Here is a 16,582-nt window from a genome sequence, read left to right on the forward strand (position 1 = left end):
TCGCCCCGAGTGGTCGTGCCAGGACCTCCTGGACGACCACTCGGGGCGATTCGCGGTGCGGCGTGACTTACATGTCGCGGTAGCGCTTGGCCTCGGCGACGAGTTCGCGCAGCTTGTCGGCGTCGACGTCCGGGCCGTAGCCGGGGGTGTCGCGCTGGATGCGCCATCCTTCGGAGAGCGCGCCGATGTCGAGCGGCTCGAAGCCGAAGGAGTCGATGAGTGCGGCGACGGTGGCCTTCGCGTCGGCGTCGTCACCGGCGATGACGAGGGCCCGGCGGTTCGGGGTGCCGGACGGCTTGCCCTTGGTGGTGAGGTCGGCGGCGTAGATGTGGTTGAACGCCTTCACGACCTTCGACTCCGGCAGGTGCGCCTGCAGCATCTCGGCCGTGGTGGTGGTCTCCTCGTCGAGCTCGGCGATGTGGCCGTCGCGCTCGGGGTAGTAGTTGTTCGTGTCGATGACGACCTTGCCCGCGAGCGGTGCGACGGGGACGGTGTCGATCGCGTGCAGCGGGATGGTGACGATCACGATGTCCCCACGCTCGGCCGCGTCGAGGGCGGTGCCGGCGGTGGCGTGCTCGCCGAGCTCCGAGACGAGGTCGGTGAGCGTCTCCGGTCCGCGCGAGTTGGACACGATGACGTCGTGACCCTGCGCCACCGTGAGGCGTGCGAGCTGAGAGCCGATGTTTCCTGAACCGATGATTCCGATGGTTGTCATGTTCAGGGGAACGGTTCCGGCGGGGTCCTGCATTCCTGCCTGGCGTGGATCCGGAGCCGCCGTTCAGGTTCGAACGTTCGCCGTGGTCCTCCGAATGCCGTCCCTCGGTCGTGCACCATCCCGGTTCGCCGAGCTCGTCCGGGTGCGGCCTTCGACAGGCTCAGGCACCGGGGCTCGGCCGTGGTGACGCCCGCCTCACTCCACCGGCGGCAGCAGTTCGAACGCCAGCGGTTCGGTCGCGACCCCGTTCACCTGCAGCGCGATCCCGTGCGCACCCGGGTGGTAGCGACGGGTGGTGATCGCGCGGAACGAGTGCTCCCGGGTGAGGAGGATGTGCTCGCCGGGGGCCAGCTCGGTCGTCGTCAGCTTGAACGTCTTCGTCGTCTGCGAGCCGTTCGCCTTCTGGTGATGCACGACGTAGTCGATCGCCAAGCGGGCCGTGTCGGTACCGGTGTTGCGGACGGTCGCGACGAATCGGACCGTTCCGCCGAACGGGATGTGGGCGCTGTCGATGCCAAACCCCTCCACCTCGGTCGTCGCTGCTTTGAAACCGAGGGCCGCGAGGGCACCCGGGTTGCCGCGCTTCACGAGGGTGCGCAGTGCGTGGCGGACGAGCGCCGGAGTATTGGCGTCGGGGTCGGCGAGCCAACGGCCGGCAGTTGCGACGACGAGGTCGGGGTCGTCGCGGCTGAGGTCGTTGAGGTGGTTGGCGACGGAGCGGCGCACATACTCGCTCGGGTCGCGGTAGAGGGCGTCGAGGATCGGGACGGTGACGCCCGGGTTCGCGACGATCTCCCGCACGCGCACGGCCCACGGCAGGTAGGGGCGGGTTCCTTCGCTGGCGAGGCGGCGGATGTGCTCGTTGTCGGAGATGGTCCAGTCGAGGACGATGGCGAGCGCGCGGTCGACGTCGTGGCGGAGCAGGGTGCGGATGGCGAACTCGGCGCTGAGGCGCTCGGTGAGTTCGGCGAGGAGTCGCATCGCGTCGTCGAAGGCATCGGGGGTGCCCTCGTCGACAGCACAGGCCGCGACGGCGCTCGTCACCGGCCAGATCAGCCAGCCGGTGAACGCGGGGTTCGTGGCCTGGGCGGTGCGGATGATGCCGGCGAGTGTCGCGTAGTCGCCCGGGACGTCCTCGAGTAGGGCGTCGCGCAGGAGGTCGGCGCGCTCGCGGAGGGCGAGGCCGTCGAGTCGCTCGGCTGCCTGAGCCGTGGCGTCGAACGGGTTGCCCGGCGCGGCCTCCTGGAGCGAGCGTGTGAGGGTGCGGGCGACCGCGGTACCGAGGAGCTCGTCTGCGAAGGGCATACGGCGATCATGGCGTGTGCCGCTGACAGCTGCGCCCGTCGGGAGAAGTTCAGGTTGCTAGCGTTCGAGGCGAGGGGTGCTGATATTCAGACGGCGCGTCTCGCGCAGCGTGTCTTCGAGGACCGCTGAGGCTTCCGGTGTGTGCGGATCCGTGTGTGCTGCGAGGCTCCGCCTGGCCATCGGAATCAGCCTCGTCGCCCATGCGGAGGCCGTAGCGATCAGGCCAGGCAGCCGAAACGGTAGCGTCGCGTTGCGGTGCAATCGGAGGTCGACGCCTCGAGCCTCAAGAACGGGCAGCAGCTCACGGGTCGTCAGGAAAGCGTCGCGGAATGCACGCCGGTCGCCCGTCATGTTCGCCAGCGACCCGCTCCGGATCGCCTGATCGAACATGCCGGCGTCGGCGATGAAGTGCAACCATAGCCACCCTCGGATGTCCCTTTCCTGCCGAACGGCGAGGCCAGCTCGCCGGAAGGCGAGGAGGACTTCCTCCTCCCTCCGGTTGGGCGAGACATCCGGCGTACCGATGATGACCGAGGGCAGCATTGCGCCACTCAGTACCCCGTCGTCCCCGAAGCCGCCGCCACTACCAGGAAACCCGAACACGACTTGCTCGGCCGGGAGCGGCGCGACTGCGGTCAGTGGTTCCTCCCAGACATTGCCGAACACCAACACTGTCGCGTCTCCGATGCGGGGAGCCAAAAACGCGGTCGCCTCCGCGAGACGATGGTGCCCGACGCTCAGCACGATCAGGTCGAATCCATCTGCCGGGTCGAGGGCCTCCCGAAACGGCGTCCGGAACGATTCCCGAACCCGCCGGCCGAACGGTTTGCGGCGCGCATCGATCCAGTCCAGCTGCACCTCGTCGCCGTACTCCGCGGCGCGCCCCGGACGCACGTAGAACTCGACGTCGTGGCCGGCCGCCTGAAACACCCGACCGTACAGCGTCGCGATCACCCCTCGGCCAAACATCAAGATGCGCAACTGGTGCCTCTTCCGTAAAATGGAGCTTGTCTCCATTTGGGAGTATATATGGAGACAATCTCCAATTGTCAATGAGAGGTGTCGCCATGGCCGAAATCCGAGCCCTGCGAGCGGACGCCCGACGCAACCGGGACGCGATCGTGGCCGCTGCGCGTGATGTCTTCGACCGGGACGAGCAATTGCGCTTCGATGACTTCGCGGCGCGCGCCGGCGTGGGGGTTGGAACCCTTTACAGACACTTCCCTACCCGTGACGCGCTGGCTGCCGCAGTGTACGAGGGCGAGGTCGCCGCACTCTGCGAAAAGGCCAACGACCCGGCGCGGTCTCCGGGGGTGAACCTCGACATGTTCCTTCGCGGGTTCGTCGAGTACGTGCTCGCCCACACGGGTCTCGCCCGCGCCCTGGCAGCGGTTACAGACCCTGCAGTACTGGCCGACGGCGGCATCACAGTCGAACGTGCCGTCGCCGACCTCCTGGAGCAAGCGGCCGCCGATGGCGTCATCCGCCCCGGCACGCCTGTCGGGGCGATCATGATCGTGCTCCACGGCATCTCGTCTACGATCGATCGTCCCCTCTGGGCATCAGAGGCGCGCGCAGCCGTCGAACTCCTGCTCGCCGGACTCCGAGAACACTGATCGCCGCATCGCAGAGGGGGCGAACTTCACCTTTCCAGGCGACTCAACGTGCGCGGGCGTCGCCACCTGTGTTGAGTCGCCCGGAACTGTTCCAATCTCGCCCGCTTTCCGACACATCCGGGCAACTCAGCGCGACGGCACGTTCCGCCTCCGTTCACCCGGTCGCGATAGCCTGGCGCGCATGACTGCATCGCTGACTGCCCTGGCCGAAGAACTCACGCGTCGGGGCCTCGTCGCCTCTCCGGAGATCGAAGACACCTTCGTCTACGGGCTCGCCCGCTTCGGCGCGATCGACGCCGAGGTCATGCTCAACGTCGACCCCGAGCCCGAGGAGCAGGAGGGCGAGCCGGAGCCGGCGGCGCTCGCCGACTTGGCGCAGCGGGTGCTGTCAACGCCGACGGCTGAGTGGAAGGTGCTGCTCGACCGCGTGGCGTCGGAGATCGAGGAGGCCGTCGAGTCGGACGAGGTCATCGAGACCACCGACCTGCGTGACGACCTCGTGCTGCGCTCGGTGATCGTCTTCATCGACGCCGTCCTGCTCTCGTTCGACGCGCCGAAGCAGTTCCCCGACAGCTCGGTGCTCGTGCAGCTCGATGCCGACCTCGCGTTCGAGGCCGTCGAGGTCGAGCCCGACGAGGACGACGAAGAGGGTGTCGAGTCGATCAAGTTCGCGACCGTCGAGGAGCTCGTGCGCCGCCTCTCGATGTGAGTGCGACAATGCTCTCCGATCCCCAGACTCCTCCAGCGCGGGAGCTCGTCGATTGGCCGCATGATTTAGGTGAGCCGGACCTCGCGCCTGGAAGCGCTCCTCGTGCGGCTGAGCTGCAGGCGTAACTCGCCCTCGTAGTGCTTCTGGACCGACTTATACAAGGGCAGTCCGCCTAGGTTCTGGCCGAGAAGTTGTCGTCTGGTGGAATCAGAGATCCGGTGGGCTTCTCACGGTCTCAATAGTGTTCCTCGGACTCGTCGCGGGCTCGGTATCTTGGCCCCGCGATGGACATCGATCTCGTGGGCAACGTTCCCGAGCGCGCCAGTGATACGTGTTTGCCCACTAGCGTCGGGCTAACCTCATCAATCCTCAAGGTGCACGATTGTAAGTTTTGATAGGCGAAACTAGTAGTGGGCGCTAGGCTCCGAGGAGCGAAAGAATGGATTGTTTGACTGAGTGCTGATCATCAGATCAGACGACAGATGCACCAATCCGTGATCATGCCCGGCTACACGGAGGTCATCTTTGTCCACACACACTGGCGGTAGCATTATGTCGGCTGATCGGTTTCAATATCGAGTCGGTCATGGCGGATTCCATTCAACAATTGTGGAAAGTGCGAGCGGCTTCCTCACCTACGTTTACGATGTTGGAGCCCATCCCTCCAAGGCGACCCTGCGCACCGCCATCCTGGCCTTCGTGGCCGAACTGCGGGACCGTTTAATTAGGAGAGTGGACTACGTTTTCATATCCCACATCGATCAGGATCATGTGAATGGGATCACGGAACTCTTGGATTCGCTGAAAGCCGACGGTGTGCACGTGGAAACCGTCGTTCTTCCTTGGCTCTCCCCTGTGGAGAAGCTCTTGACACAAACGCGCAGCTCGCACCGGCAGAACGGAACGGCCGTGGCACGGCTGGCGGACTCCGATGCTGAGGCGGACACCTATCTCCGGGATCACGGCGTCAAGGAGGTCGTGCGGGTCGTTGGGGACAATCAAAGTGGTTCGACGGACGGTGCGGGTAGCCCCGGTCGACCTCAGATGACGACCGGCGCGCCCCTGCCCTGTACATCAGCCGGTGGTTGGAAGCTCATACCCCTCAAACTCACTCCTCCAATCGCCGCCATCGACAAGTTCCATGATGAGGTTCGCGCAAACACTCCCTTCGATCCTGATGATGTGAGGACCCATGAGGATCTGCTCAGGTCGCACCGGGGTGCGATTCGTGGAGCCATGCGGACTGCGGCGGAGCTGGTCCCGGGGGTGTCCTCGAGGGAGGTTACGAACTGGTCTTCGATGGCGCTCTACGGGGGTGCGGGTGCTGGTGCGGTTACCGGGTTAGGAGGCTGCAGCATCGCGAACAACGTGGATGATGTGCGCTTGCAGTGTACGCATGGTTGGTTGCACACCGGTGACCTTCCACTCGGAGCAGTGTCTCCATGGCGGGAGTTTCAGCGGCAGATGTCGGCAGCGTCTCTAGTCCCACCGATGTGTGTCCTTGTAGCCCCACACCATGGATCGCACATTAGCAACCGGGGCGACCTATACGTTGTGACGAAGCCGAAGTACGTGTTGCTTACGACTGGGCGGACGAGCGGTGGGAAAGTTGTGAAGGGTATAAAAACCGGCGATGCCGTAAAAGACGCGGGAAAAGCGGGTGCAACGTTGGTGGAACTGCACAACTAGCCCTCGTCAAGGGGCTCCTCCTAGTCGGTATTGGGGGCGTTGGAACGAGCGGCTTCCGGCCTGTAGCAATCTGCTCTCGGGCTTGCCGGGGCGCTTGAAAACCGCGGTGCATCGACGTGTGTCGGCCCACCATGGACCCTCAAAAGTCTTGCAGGCTTTTCGAGTATCGGTCGAGCGAGAGTGGGCCGATGTTGCCGGTCGCTATTTTCTCCGTCACTCCGTCGGCATCCGACGCGGAGCACGACAGCGTCGCACACGCACCTGTCGACGTCTGCTCCGCGACCGCCGCGCCATCGACGGTGATTTCACAGCTGACTGACCCGTTGTCCTCAGCGACGCTCTGCACCTGGACGGAGGATGCAACTACTTATCTCCACGCCACGAGTCGTGATGAGTCGCATCCCTCGATCCGCTTGCGCACGGTACGGACTCGGTTGCTCTAAGTGTTCGATCTACAACTTGGAGCATCTCCTGTGTCAATCCACCTGGTGGGTCTAGGTATCTGTTTGACGACGTAACGCGAGACGGGCTGCGATCGTCGAAAGGGTCACGCATCGGTTGCGAATTGACGGCGAGTCACTGTCTCATTTCTCGTTATCCATGTGATGATGTTTGAATGACGGTCGCGTTGCTCATAAAGGTCAACGATGGGCTAGTTCTTGCCGCCGACAGCGCCAGTACGCTCACCGTGGGTCTTCCAGATGGTCAGCAGAGTGTTGTGAACACATACAACAATGCAAACAAGATCTTCAATCTCCATAAATCCCTTCCAATCGGCGCGATGACTTGGGGTCTGGGGAATATAGGTCCCTCTTCAATCGCCACCCTGGCTAAGGATGCGCGACGAAGATTTCAAGGCGGGTCAAGCGCAACTGAGGGGTGGCAACTCGATCCTGACGCCTATCGGATTGAGAGTGTCGCCGAATCTATGCGGGACTACCTCCATGGGGAGAAGTACCAACCGCTCGTGGAGGCAGACGGCGTCAATCCTGGAGAGCTCGGGTTCCTCGTGGCAGGATATTCAGCTGAAGCTGACGAGCCGACAGCGTACGTAATGAACGTGAGCGTTGACGGCCAGCCCGCGCTTACTGAGGTTCTTACCGCCGGGACGACGGGGGCTCAGTGGTGGGGACAGCCAGATGCGATTGCTCGGATCCTCAACGGCACGAGCATCGCCTTCCCGCAAGCCTTGCTCAACACTGGAGCGGTGGCGAACATCGATGATGCCATCCAGCTCGGAGCGGCGGTCCAACCTGAGCTAAACGCTCAGCTCATCGCGGCACCCATGCCGATCCAGGACGCGATTGACCTGGCAGAGTTCCTCGTCTACTCAACGATTCAGTTCGTTCGCTTCACTCCGGGGCCTCCGACGGTGGGAGGCCCGATCGAGATTGCTACTATTACAAAACACGAGGGGTTCAGATGGGTGCGGCGCAAGCACTACTTCGACACCAAACTGAATCCCGTGCTCGGAGGATCAGGTCATGCAGAACTTGCCTAGTAGTGGAACCTACCTGTCCGGTGTCCGCGGCTCAGCCATCCGAGACGCCGCTGTAGTGCGCTCGGCGACAACGGCCGTTCGGGCGCCAAGCGCGTCAACGGTTCGGGCGATTGTTGTGAAGACTCCGGACAGCGGCCGCTCGCAGAACGAGTCCTCTAAACGCTGAGCTAGCTCTGACCTCGCGCGCCACTTAGGAGCCGGAGGCGGCTCTGACTTGTCGTTCGCGTAGTCGGGAGCAACCGCCGGCCGATGACCCTATTTGTTCTCCGTCACCCCATCGGCACCCGACGCGGAGCACGACACCGTCGCATACGCCCCCGTCGAGGTCTGCTCGGCGACCACGTCGCCGTCGACGGTGATCTTGCAGCTGACGGACCCGGTGTCCTCCGCGCCGTTCTGCGCTTGGAGGGAGTAGGAGGCGAAGTCGTACTGCTGGCCGGCCTTGACGGTCAGCTCTTTGATGAAGGGGAGCGCCTGACCGGAGGACTGCTCGGTGCTGCTGCTGCCGGCCGAGTACGTGGAGTAGGTGATTGAGGCGTCGGTCGCGGTGCCGTTGACCTCGTAGACGACGGAGATCTCCTTGTTGGCGGCCTCGGAGGACTTCGCCTCGGCGGTCTTGACCGCGTCGCCGATGAGTCCGGCGAACCCGGCCGTGTACGCGATCGCGAGGATGATGCTCAGGACGATCGCGATGGCCGAGACGATCGTGCCGGCGACGGCGAAGCCCTTCTTCCGGTTCTTCAGGCACAGCGCGATGATGCCGAGCACGAGGCCGACGAGTCCGACGAACCCGGCGACGTAGTTCAGGATCGGGATGAACGCCCCGATGAGCGCGAACCCACCGACGATGAGGGCGGCGATGCCGAGTCCATTGCCACGCTTGCCGGTCTTCACCGGGGCCGGTCCGGGCACCGGCAGCGGGTAGGGCTGGTTCTGGGCGGGCGGCTGGTTCGAAGTGGACATGCGCGTGGTGCCTCTCTGCTGCGTTGGTTCCACCGTACCGAGGTCGACGCTCCGGATCACTGCCGTCTTCGGTTCGTGGTCCAGGCCGACAGCGACGGGGCGGGGCATGTCAGCCCCGCCCCGTCGCTTGCCAACGTCCGTCGCTACCGGCTCGCGTCGCGGACGAGTGCCGTGTCGACGAACTGCTCGAAGCGCACGATGAGCCCACCGCGGACGACGAAGTGGTGGGCCACCCGGGCGTTCAGCTCCTTACCCGTGCCGCGGTGCGTCGCCGTGTACCGGGCGAGCACGACGACGTTCTCGCCGTCGACCACGTAGGTGTCGTCGTGTGCGGTCCAGTCGGCCCAGTCGGCGCCGAGTCGTTCCATCACGTTGCTCGTGACGCCCTCCGGCGTCCGGTACGTGCCGGCGAGTGGGAAGCCAGCCATCTCAGTCCACTCGACGTCGGGCGCGAGGGTCGCCCGCAGTGCGTCGAGGTCGCCGGCGGCGGAGGCGAGGTACTGCCTCCGCACGACGTCGCGTGGTGCCGAGGACGGCTCGGTTGTGGTGGTCTCGTTCAGCCCCATGTCATCTCACCCTTCGCGACCTTCGGTCCGATCTGGGCGGCGATGAGCATGCCCGAGGACGGGTACTGCTCGACGAGCGCCTGCGTCGCGGCAGCACCATCGGCGGACGCTGCGACGATCGTCTCGAACGCCTGCAGGTACGAGCGCGTGTAGTCGATGGCGGTCGCGTCGTTCGCGGTGTCGGGGAGGCGGTGGCCGGCGATCACGAGCTGCGGGTCGAGGGCCTGCATCTCGTCGAGGAGCTCGATCCAGGCTGCGCGGAGTTCCGGCGTCGCCGTGTCTGCGGTCCACACGTGCTCCTGCTGGAAGAGCAGGACGCCACCGAGGATGGCGCGGTGCTCCGCATTCCAGAGGTACTGGCGGTCCGGGAGGGCGGCTGAAGCGCCCTTGAGCTCGAGGCGCTGGCCGTCGACGACGAGTGCGTCGCCGCTGAGCGGGGTGAGGGGGACGAGCCGGGTGGGCAGGTTCGCGCCGAGGGAGGCCCAGGCGGTCAACTTGCCATCGAACGACGTGTTGATGTGCTCGATGACGATGGGGGTGGCGACGAGCGCCGCGTCGGGGAAGGCGTCCGCGACGACCTCGAGGCCGAAGTAGAAGTCGGGGTCGGCGTGGCTGACGAACACCGTCGTGAGCGTCTTGCCGGAGTCGAGGATGGCCGCGACCAGGCGGTGGCCGTCGGCACGGGTGAAGCCGGCGTCGACGAGGAGCGCCTCGGTTTCGCCGGTCACGAGGACGGCGGACTTGTTCTTCGAACCGGCGGGGAAGTCGAGGTCGAAGACGTCGAAGTTGAGCGTCATGGTGGTGGATCCTTCGGTTGGACGAGGCTCGGTGCGCCCGAGTCGATGCCGCGGTGCGGCGTACATGAAGGTGCAACAAAAGCTGACTCGTCAGCTATTCCCGATCCTTGCACGGAGATCTCCCGACCGGTCGGCGGCCTGTCCCCGGCGTCTACTGTGGAGACGTGACGACTGAGAAGGAGTTCGCTTCGGCGAAGGAGGCGGCGAGTGATCCGCGCATCCTGGTGTTCGGTCGTCTGCTGGGTGCGGCGAACGGCCTCGAGTACCTGCTGGGTAAGGAGCTCGAAGAGCAGACCGGCCTCAGCCATTCGCTGTTCGAGCTGTTGCTGATCGTCGGTCGTGCCGGCGCTGGCGGGCTGTCGGTGCGGGACATCGCGCAGGCGAAGGTCGTCACGTCCGGAGGGGCGACGCGGCTCGTGCATCGCGCGGTCGAGCAGCGGCTGGTGAGTCGCCGGGCCTCTGCCGACGATGGCCGGGTGCAGCTCATCGAGCTGACGGCGGAGGGTGAGCGGGCGGTCGTCGAGGCCGCTGGTCTGCATGCCCGGAACATCGAGCGGCTGCTGCTTTCCGTCCTGCCGGCCGAGAACCGGGCGGTCTTCGAGGAGTCGGTGAAGCTGTTGAGCAAGCACGCCTCGGGTGCTCTGCCGGTGATGCCGTAGGGCGGCTCGGCTCCAGTTCGATCTGTGGGCTCGGTGCCTGCCCTCTGGTTCGCCGATCACCTGTTTGGCTAGGCTCGCCGCATGAGCAACGATGTCCCTCTTGTCCCGGGCGAAAACGCCTTCCCGCTCCACATCTTCGATGCCTTGGGCTTGGATCCGGTGGTGTTCAAGGACCGCATCGGTGGGTCGGTGATGGTGATCGAGAAGCGCCCTGAGAACGGGCCGGTGACGATCCTCACGTCCGGGGTGTCTCGGCTGGAGACCGACTCCGGTGAGCGGATCGAGCTCGCGGTGGAGGTCGTCGACGGTCAGCAGGGTGCCGCGATGGTCGCGCTGCGCATCGTGATCAACGAGATCGCGACCAACCGGCGGGTGCCCCCGGTGCTCGCGCCGTGGCGCAACGGCACGCCGTTCCTCAACGGGACGGCGATCTCTGCACTCCTGGTGACGCCGTCGCGCTGGGGAGCGTCGTTCGACGAGATTCGGAACGAGGCCGGCCAGGTGATCGGACACGTGCGGACCCTGCGGTTGCTCACGGACGGCGAGGCCGCGGTCGCGGGGGAGCGTGGGTGGGATGCGCTCGTTGCCGAGGTGGGGTCTGTGGATGCGCTGTTGGATGTGGAGCGAGGAACTTGAGCATCGGTCAGTCCGAGCCGCAGTATGCCGCGACAGCGGCTCATACAATCCTCACTCAATATCTAACAGCTCCCAATTTGTTCACCCTGCCTTGGCAGCGGCCCGGTGGTCGACTCTCCGGGCTGACCTCCATTTCTCCTCAAGCAATACGAAAAGCTCTGGCTCGTAAGTCGAGCTCCCAGGATCGGGATGTCGGTACCCGCGTGCCCTGAGAGCTGAACGCCGCGGTGCTCGCCGACTCTGTTGTCTGAGGTGTCACTGAAAGATCAGCTTGACCACCACGGTCGCTATGCCGCTAACCTAAGGCGGGAACGTCCGACGGTGGGCGCGGGTGAGGGGAACTATGCCAGAGAATACAGTGGTCGAGACTGACGAGCTAGAAGGTCAAATGCGTGAAGGCGGTGTCGTTGACCTACCTGCGTCTGATTCCTGGCTCGATGATGCTTCGCAGGAAATTGACGAGCTGGAAGTCGACGAGTTTGACATCGTGTCGTCGCCCAACGACTGGAACTTTTCAACTATCGTCAACTTTATCGAGTCCGGCGCAATGAAGATTCCGGCTTTTCAAAGAAACTACGTTTGGGATAAGAAGCGTGCATCTAAACTGATCGAATCGCTACTTATTGGCCTCCCGGTCCCGCAGGTGTTTCTCTACGAGGAGAGTAGAAACAACTTTCTCGTCATAGATGGTCAGCAGCGACTACTGACCATTTACTTCTATGCGAAAGGGAGATTCCCTAGGCCCAGCATAAGGGGAGAGCTCCGGTCAACTTTGGGCGCTGGTACCCTCGATGAAGAAGTGCTCGAGAATGATGCTCTATTTGAGCCTTTCAAACTCGCCCTTGCCAAGTCGGCGAGTGGTACTTCGAATCGCTACAACGGCCTGATGTATAAAGGCCTGAAAGACGAGAGAACAAACCTCGACTTGCGTACAATTCGCAACATTGTCGTGAAGCAAACTAGTCCAGCCGGAAATTCTGCTGTCTTTGAAATCTTCAGTCGACTCAACACTGGTGGTGTAAACCTATCTCCGCAGGAGATTCGTGCCAGCCTCTACCACTCGGCTTTATTCGACGGCGTACTGAAGGTCAACCTGAGCTCCTCTTGGCGCTCGATTGTGGGTCAGGCTAGCCCCGACCCGCGTATGCGCGACACGGAATTTCTCCTCCGGGGCCTCGCGCTCGCTAGGGGTCTCGATAGGTACGCAGGGTCGATGGCTGGATTTATCAACACATTTTGCCTTGAAGCGCAAAAGTATACAGATGAGCAGTCCGACGGAGCAATCGCTGACCTTACGAGCTTCTTGGCAAAATTTGACACCGCCCCCGCTGATGTATTCATGCGGGGAAGTAAGTTCAGCGGGGTCTTGTTCGAGAGTTTCTTCGCCGCGTGGATTCGTCTGGGGAAGCCCGATGTTGCGACGAGGGTCCTGGTAGCGGCGGTCAATCGCGCGAAAGCCAGCACGGAATTCACGAGTACTCTTCAGGAGGGCTCGACGAAGCCAGTCAACATCCGGGCCCGCATCTCTGCGGTGGAGAGGGAACTGGCGGCGACGCAGTGACTTCCGTGGACTCTCCGACAAGCGAGGGAAAGGATGCCCTGGACGGGCTGGCATCTCACCTTGCGGTAGGCGTGCTTCACGAAGACTACGAAGCGCTGGTTGCCGACTTGAGTAGTAGTCCCTCAGGGCTGACCGCCCTAAATCGCAGTTTCCATAAGCATCTCCTTGTCGCTGCCGCCAGTAGTCTAGAGGAACGCGTGAAGCGGATAACAATTGATCTCTTCCGCGATCATGGATCCATCGAGTTGTCCAAGTTCGTCGAGGTCAACGTCATGGTGAGAAGCTATCACTCGTTGTTTGCGTGGAAAGAAGAAAAGGCAGCACCCTTCTTTGCGAGCTTCGGCGAACAATGCATTTCGGGATTCAAGGAGAAGCTGAGTTCGGACGACGACATGAAAAACGAGCACGATGCGTTCATGCGACTGGGTAATCTCCGTAATCAGGTCGTGCACAACGACTATGCAACCTTTCCTATTTCGCTAACCCCGGACGACGTGATCTCGTTGTACAAAATGGCCCTGGCGTTCACTGAAAGGATCGAAGATCTTGTGTTTCGTATCGAGCGCTAATTGCATCTACCGTGCATGCATGATGGAATCTGATGCCCGCGCCCTTGCAAAGAGCTCTCGTGAACCATGCTAGGGAATCCGTACCTGGCGCGCCGTACGCACGTCAGGCTTAGGGTGCAATGAATCACTCGAGACAGGACATACCTGGTCCGGGTGATATCTGCCAGCCCGAGGCGCGCAGGGTTGGTGTGTATGATGCCCATGCAATTGAGGATCCCTCTGTCGACCATGACCTACAGGTTGTTTACCGGTGGCTCCGATCGCTGCCGATCACCGATCTTCTGAGTGCGGCGGTAGATGACGCTGTGAAATATGTCCTCGACGGACCGCGAACGTGGCGATTCGACCTCATGAGCCCTGAGGTTGACTCGGATGAGCGCGCATCGGTCGGAACGAAGCTTCAGTATCACGTCATAAACCGATTGGGGCTAATAAAGGAGCCGCCGCTCGACACCTCTATTCTTGGAATAGCGGTGGAGATTAAAGGTACGGTCGGACGGACGTGGATGATCCCGCGAGAGGGTCAGTGTGAAGTCACTCTTCTTTTTCGCATTAACGCAAGACGTCACACCTTCGAGGTGTGGTTAATGCGCACTCACCGCGCGTGGCTCACCGGCGGAAACGGCAACCGTGATCTCAAGCGATCCCCCATTGCTGGCGCCGTCCGCAGGTACGCTCTCATCGTGGTGCCGGAGACGCCTCTACCACCGGAGCCGCTGCGACAGCTGACTCCTGAACATCTGGATGTAGTTTTCGGACCGGCTGGTCTTCGGCGCCGATTGGTTGCTCTCTTTGAGGCGCTTCCAGAGGTTGTAATTCCCCGCGGGTCAATCGCGGTGGTCGGCGCGGGTCTCGGTGACCCAATGAAGCGGGCGCGGGAAGCTAAGTCAGACCTCCGCCGTCGTGGCCTGATTGTTCTTGTGGGCACATGGCCGGTTGAGCGGCGGCTGGCGGCGGAACTGGGTTTCGATATTTCGGGGGAGGCATGGGTAGCCGTCCGTGAGGAGTCGTTCGCATTTTATGGTCTCAAGGTTCCGTCGCCGCGTTGATCGGATGGGGCGACTGCGCGAATCGCCCGCGTGTCGAGGCGCTGCTTGTGGCCTCATCGTCGATGAGGCAGATTTGAGCGGTTCGATCGCGAGACTCGCCAAGCATGATGGCCTGATTTCGTCGTGCTGGTGGAGGCAAGGTTCAGGTATCCTAGGATCGAAGGTGTGTTCTAGTTCGGTCGGGCGAGGGCACGCGCTGGTTTGGCCGCCTAAGGCTCAATTGGAGTGTTGACATGGTAGATCTGCAGGTCGTCGAGATCTGTGCCGGCGCTGGCGGGCAGGCGCTAGGTCTTCGAAACGCTGGGTTCCATCACGCGTTCGCCGTGGAATTGGACGAGACGGCAGCGGAGACCCTCCGTCAGAACTCTGGAGGAGAGGTTGCCGTCGGGGACGTTGCGAATCCGAGCGTGTGGACTCCGGCGGACTTTGCCAACGTGGATCTGCTGGCGGGTGGCGTTCCGTGCCCGCCCTTCTCGATTGCAGGCAAACAGCTCGGTTCATCTGATGAACGGGATCTGTTCGCCTGGGCGGTCGAGCAGGTGGCTGTGGTGCAACCCCGAGCTCTGATGCTCGAGAACGTGCGCGGACTCGCCGCTGCGCGATTCTCCGGGTACCGACAGCGCGTGCTGGACCGCCTCGCGCAGCTTGGCTACGTTGCGGACTGGCGCCTGCTGCATGCCGCCGACTACGGGGTGCCGCAGCTCCGGCCGCGATTCGTTCTCGTCGCTATGCGTCCCGAAGAGGCTGCGTATTTCCGGTGGCCCGAGCCGGAGCCGCGCACGGTCACAGTCGGCGAGACTCTGAGGGACCTCATGGGCGCGAACGGCTGGCCACACGTGGATGAGTGGGTAGAGATGGCCAACGGAATCGGTCCCACCCTTGTCGGCGGAAGCAAGAAGCATGGTGGCGCGGACCTTGGTCCTACCCGCGCCAAGCGCGCTTGGGAGCTTCTCGGTGTCGACGGAAAGGGCGTTGCTGATGCGGCGCCGGGCCCGGACGCGCCGCCGCCATCTGAGAAGCTTCCAAAGCTAACGATCCCGATGGTCGCTCGCATTCAGGGGTGGAAGGATTCTGACGGATGGGAGTTCGCAGGTCGCAAGACGGCGCAGTATCGACAGATCGGCAACGCCTTCCCACCGCCTGTTGCCGAGGCCGTTGGCCGTTCGATCCGGGCCGCCCTGAACCACGAAGGGGTCGCGGGCGAGCTGCCCGAGCTTTCCGCAGACGTGCATGACCCGGTATATCGTGCTCTCGCTAACGCAGAGGACTTCGTGAGCGTTGAGAGACTCATCGCCGCGTTAAGTGAGTTCAACCATGCCGCTGTTGAGCGACGGCTTGCTGTTCTCGAACAGGACTTTGAGCTTGAACGACAGACATCTGCATCGGGTGTCACCTCATACAAGCTGGGAGCGTTCAAGGGCTTCACCGGTCAGAGTGAGCATGGTCGGAACGAGTACATGGACAAGTTCCGTCACCGTGTGAGCTGACGCGCCTCAGTTTGGTTCGCTTCAGGACAGCCAGCATCAAGCGATTTGGTGGTCGCGTACTCTTGTGGCGCCGAGCTGGTCGCGCCTTGTCAACTCATTCGGATCATCCCAATGAAAGGCCCACACGTGGACGCTTCTGAACTTAACTCCGCCGTCGGCCAGGGGCTCGAGCAGCTTGGGTTGGGGCTTCGCCCCGTCGTCGAGGGTGCGTTCGCCGAGGCAGTGCCCGGGGTTGAGTGGACGCGGATCCTCGAGGAGAAGGACCGCGCCGCCGGGGGCGGGCCCGGGCGGTACTCCGCGACCGACGTGTCGCTCATGCTTCGGGCGATGACGGAGCGGATCGGGGAGCTGGGGTACCCGTTCGACCGCGTGTTGTCGCGGAGCGCTCGCGGGTACGCGAGTGAACTTCGGGAGGTTCGGAACGCGTGGGCGCATAACGCGGGGTTCACGGAGCAGTCTGCGTATCGGGCGTTGGATTCGATGCAGCTGTTGTTGGAGAGCGTCGGGGCCGCGGAGCAGGCTGCAGTTGTTGGGGAGTTGAAGGGGCGGGTGTTGAGCCCTTCGACAAGCTCAGGGACCGGAGAGGTGGGCTCAGGGACCGAGACGGGTGTGTTGACGAAGACGGCGAGCGAAGACGAGATGGGCCCTTCGACAGGCTCAGGGACCGGGGCGGATGCGTCGACAGGGTTGGCCGACGGTCGCGAAGCGGAAGACCGGCAGAGCGCCGCAGGCTCCATTTCCGTTGACGGCGCCGCAGGCT

16 protein-coding genes and 1 pseudogene are annotated in these 16,582 nt (G+C 63.2%); 11 read left to right on the plus strand and 6 right to left on the minus strand.

Annotated elements, in window-relative coordinates; all coding sequences use genetic code 11:
* Nucleotides 1-67 precede the first annotated feature (67 nt).
* From IFU11_RS17640 to IFU11_RS17650, 3 genes are all read right to left on the minus strand, one after another.
* Nucleotides 68-715, minus strand: a complete 648-nt coding sequence (locus tag IFU11_RS17640) for an NADPH-dependent F420 reductase (RefSeq protein WP_079003400.1) — start codon at nucleotides 713-715, stop codon at nucleotides 68-70.
* Nucleotides 716-910: 195 nt separating this feature from the next.
* Nucleotides 911-2,020: a DNA alkylation repair protein gene (locus tag IFU11_RS17645; RefSeq protein WP_192019792.1), complete on the minus strand. Its 1,110-nt coding sequence runs from the start codon at nucleotides 2,018-2,020 to the stop codon at nucleotides 911-913.
* 57 nt (nucleotides 2,021-2,077) lie between these two features.
* Complete coding sequence (locus IFU11_RS17650) at nucleotides 2,078-3,001, minus strand: ketopantoate reductase family protein (RefSeq protein ID WP_192019793.1); 924 nt, start codon at nucleotides 2,999-3,001, stop codon at nucleotides 2,078-2,080.
* 86 nt (nucleotides 3,002-3,087) lie between these two features.
* Between IFU11_RS17650 and IFU11_RS17655 the strand changes: the two genes are divergently transcribed.
* The 4 genes from IFU11_RS17655 to IFU11_RS17670 all read left to right on the plus strand — a co-directional run bounded on the left by IFU11_RS17655 (nucleotide 3,088) and on the right by IFU11_RS17670 (nucleotide 7,535).
* Nucleotides 3,088-3,636 (plus strand): TetR/AcrR family transcriptional regulator, encoded by a 549-nt coding sequence (locus IFU11_RS17655; protein WP_192019794.1) that lies wholly within the window; start codon nucleotides 3,088-3,090, stop codon nucleotides 3,634-3,636.
* Between the two features lie 181 nt (nucleotides 3,637-3,817).
* The gene (locus IFU11_RS17660) at nucleotides 3,818-4,345 is read left to right on the plus strand and encodes a cytochrome C5 (protein ID WP_192019795.1); all 528 of its coding nucleotides are present in this window, start codon (nucleotides 3,818-3,820) and stop codon (nucleotides 4,343-4,345) included.
* A 552-nt stretch (nucleotides 4,346-4,897) separates the two neighbouring features.
* The gene (locus tag IFU11_RS17665) at nucleotides 4,898-6,034 is read left to right on the plus strand and encodes an MBL fold metallo-hydrolase (RefSeq protein WP_244631916.1); all 1,137 of its coding nucleotides are present in this window, start codon (nucleotides 4,898-4,900) and stop codon (nucleotides 6,032-6,034) included.
* 616 nt (nucleotides 6,035-6,650) lie between these two features.
* Nucleotides 6,651-7,535, plus strand: coding sequence for a hypothetical protein (locus IFU11_RS17670; protein WP_192019824.1), 885 nt, complete (start codon nucleotides 6,651-6,653; stop codon nucleotides 7,533-7,535).
* Nucleotides 7,536-7,790: 255 nt separating this feature from the next.
* On the opposite strand, the gene IFU11_RS17675 is transcribed toward IFU11_RS17670, so the two are convergent.
* From IFU11_RS17675 to IFU11_RS17685, 3 genes are all read right to left on the minus strand, one after another.
* Nucleotides 7,791-8,498, minus strand: a complete 708-nt coding sequence (locus IFU11_RS17675) for an MmpS family transport accessory protein (protein ID WP_192019797.1) — start codon at nucleotides 8,496-8,498, stop codon at nucleotides 7,791-7,793.
* Nucleotides 8,499-8,641: 143 nt separating this feature from the next.
* Nucleotides 8,642-9,064 (minus strand): nuclear transport factor 2 family protein, encoded by a 423-nt coding sequence (locus tag IFU11_RS17680; protein ID WP_192019798.1) that lies wholly within the window; start codon nucleotides 9,062-9,064, stop codon nucleotides 8,642-8,644.
* Nucleotides 9,055-9,861 carry an MBL fold metallo-hydrolase gene (locus IFU11_RS17685; RefSeq protein ID WP_192019799.1) on the minus strand — a complete coding sequence of 269 codons (807 nt, stop codon included), beginning with the start codon at nucleotides 9,859-9,861 and terminating at the stop codon, nucleotides 9,055-9,057. Before IFU11_RS17685 ends, IFU11_RS17680 begins: the two co-directional genes overlap by 10 nt.
* 164 nt (nucleotides 9,862-10,025) lie before the next feature.
* Here IFU11_RS17685 and IFU11_RS20595 point away from each other — a divergent pair, with 164 nt between their 5' ends.
* The 7 genes and pseudogenes from IFU11_RS20595 to IFU11_RS20870 form a co-directional block, all read left to right on the plus strand.
* On the plus strand, nucleotides 10,026-10,520 hold the full coding sequence (locus IFU11_RS20595) for a MarR family winged helix-turn-helix transcriptional regulator (RefSeq protein WP_192019800.1): 495 nt from the start codon (nucleotides 10,026-10,028) through the stop codon (nucleotides 10,518-10,520).
* 81 nt (nucleotides 10,521-10,601) lie between these two features.
* A complete protein-coding gene (locus IFU11_RS17695; RefSeq protein WP_192019801.1) occupies nucleotides 10,602-11,156 on the plus strand; it encodes a suppressor of fused domain protein in 555 nt (184 codons plus the stop codon).
* A 343-nt stretch (nucleotides 11,157-11,499) separates the two neighbouring features.
* Nucleotides 11,500-12,717: a DUF262 domain-containing protein gene (locus IFU11_RS17700; RefSeq protein ID WP_192019802.1), complete on the plus strand. Its 1,218-nt coding sequence runs from the start codon at nucleotides 11,500-11,502 to the stop codon at nucleotides 12,715-12,717.
* Nucleotides 12,718-12,722: 5 nt separating this feature from the next.
* Entirely contained in the window at nucleotides 12,723-13,286 is a 564-nt protein-coding gene (locus IFU11_RS17705; protein ID WP_371742830.1) for a HEPN domain-containing protein, read from the plus strand.
* Between the two features lie 119 nt (nucleotides 13,287-13,405).
* Nucleotides 13,406-14,335: a NaeI family type II restriction endonuclease gene (locus IFU11_RS17710; protein WP_192019803.1), complete on the plus strand. Its 930-nt coding sequence runs from the start codon at nucleotides 13,406-13,408 to the stop codon at nucleotides 14,333-14,335.
* Between the two features lie 233 nt (nucleotides 14,336-14,568).
* Nucleotides 14,569-15,822, plus strand: coding sequence for a DNA cytosine methyltransferase (locus IFU11_RS17715; RefSeq protein WP_192019804.1), 1,254 nt, complete (start codon nucleotides 14,569-14,571; stop codon nucleotides 15,820-15,822).
* 111 nt (nucleotides 15,823-15,933) lie between these two features.
* Nucleotides 15,934-16,317: pseudogene (locus IFU11_RS20870) on the plus strand (Swt1 family HEPN domain-containing protein); the annotation flags it as partial.
* Nucleotides 16,318-16,582 lie beyond the last annotated feature (265 nt).

Origin of the sequence: Plantibacter sp. CFBP 8804 (assembly GCF_014841225.1) — a bacterium.
GTDB lineage: Bacteria > Actinomycetota > Actinomycetes > Actinomycetales > Microbacteriaceae > Plantibacter > Plantibacter auratus.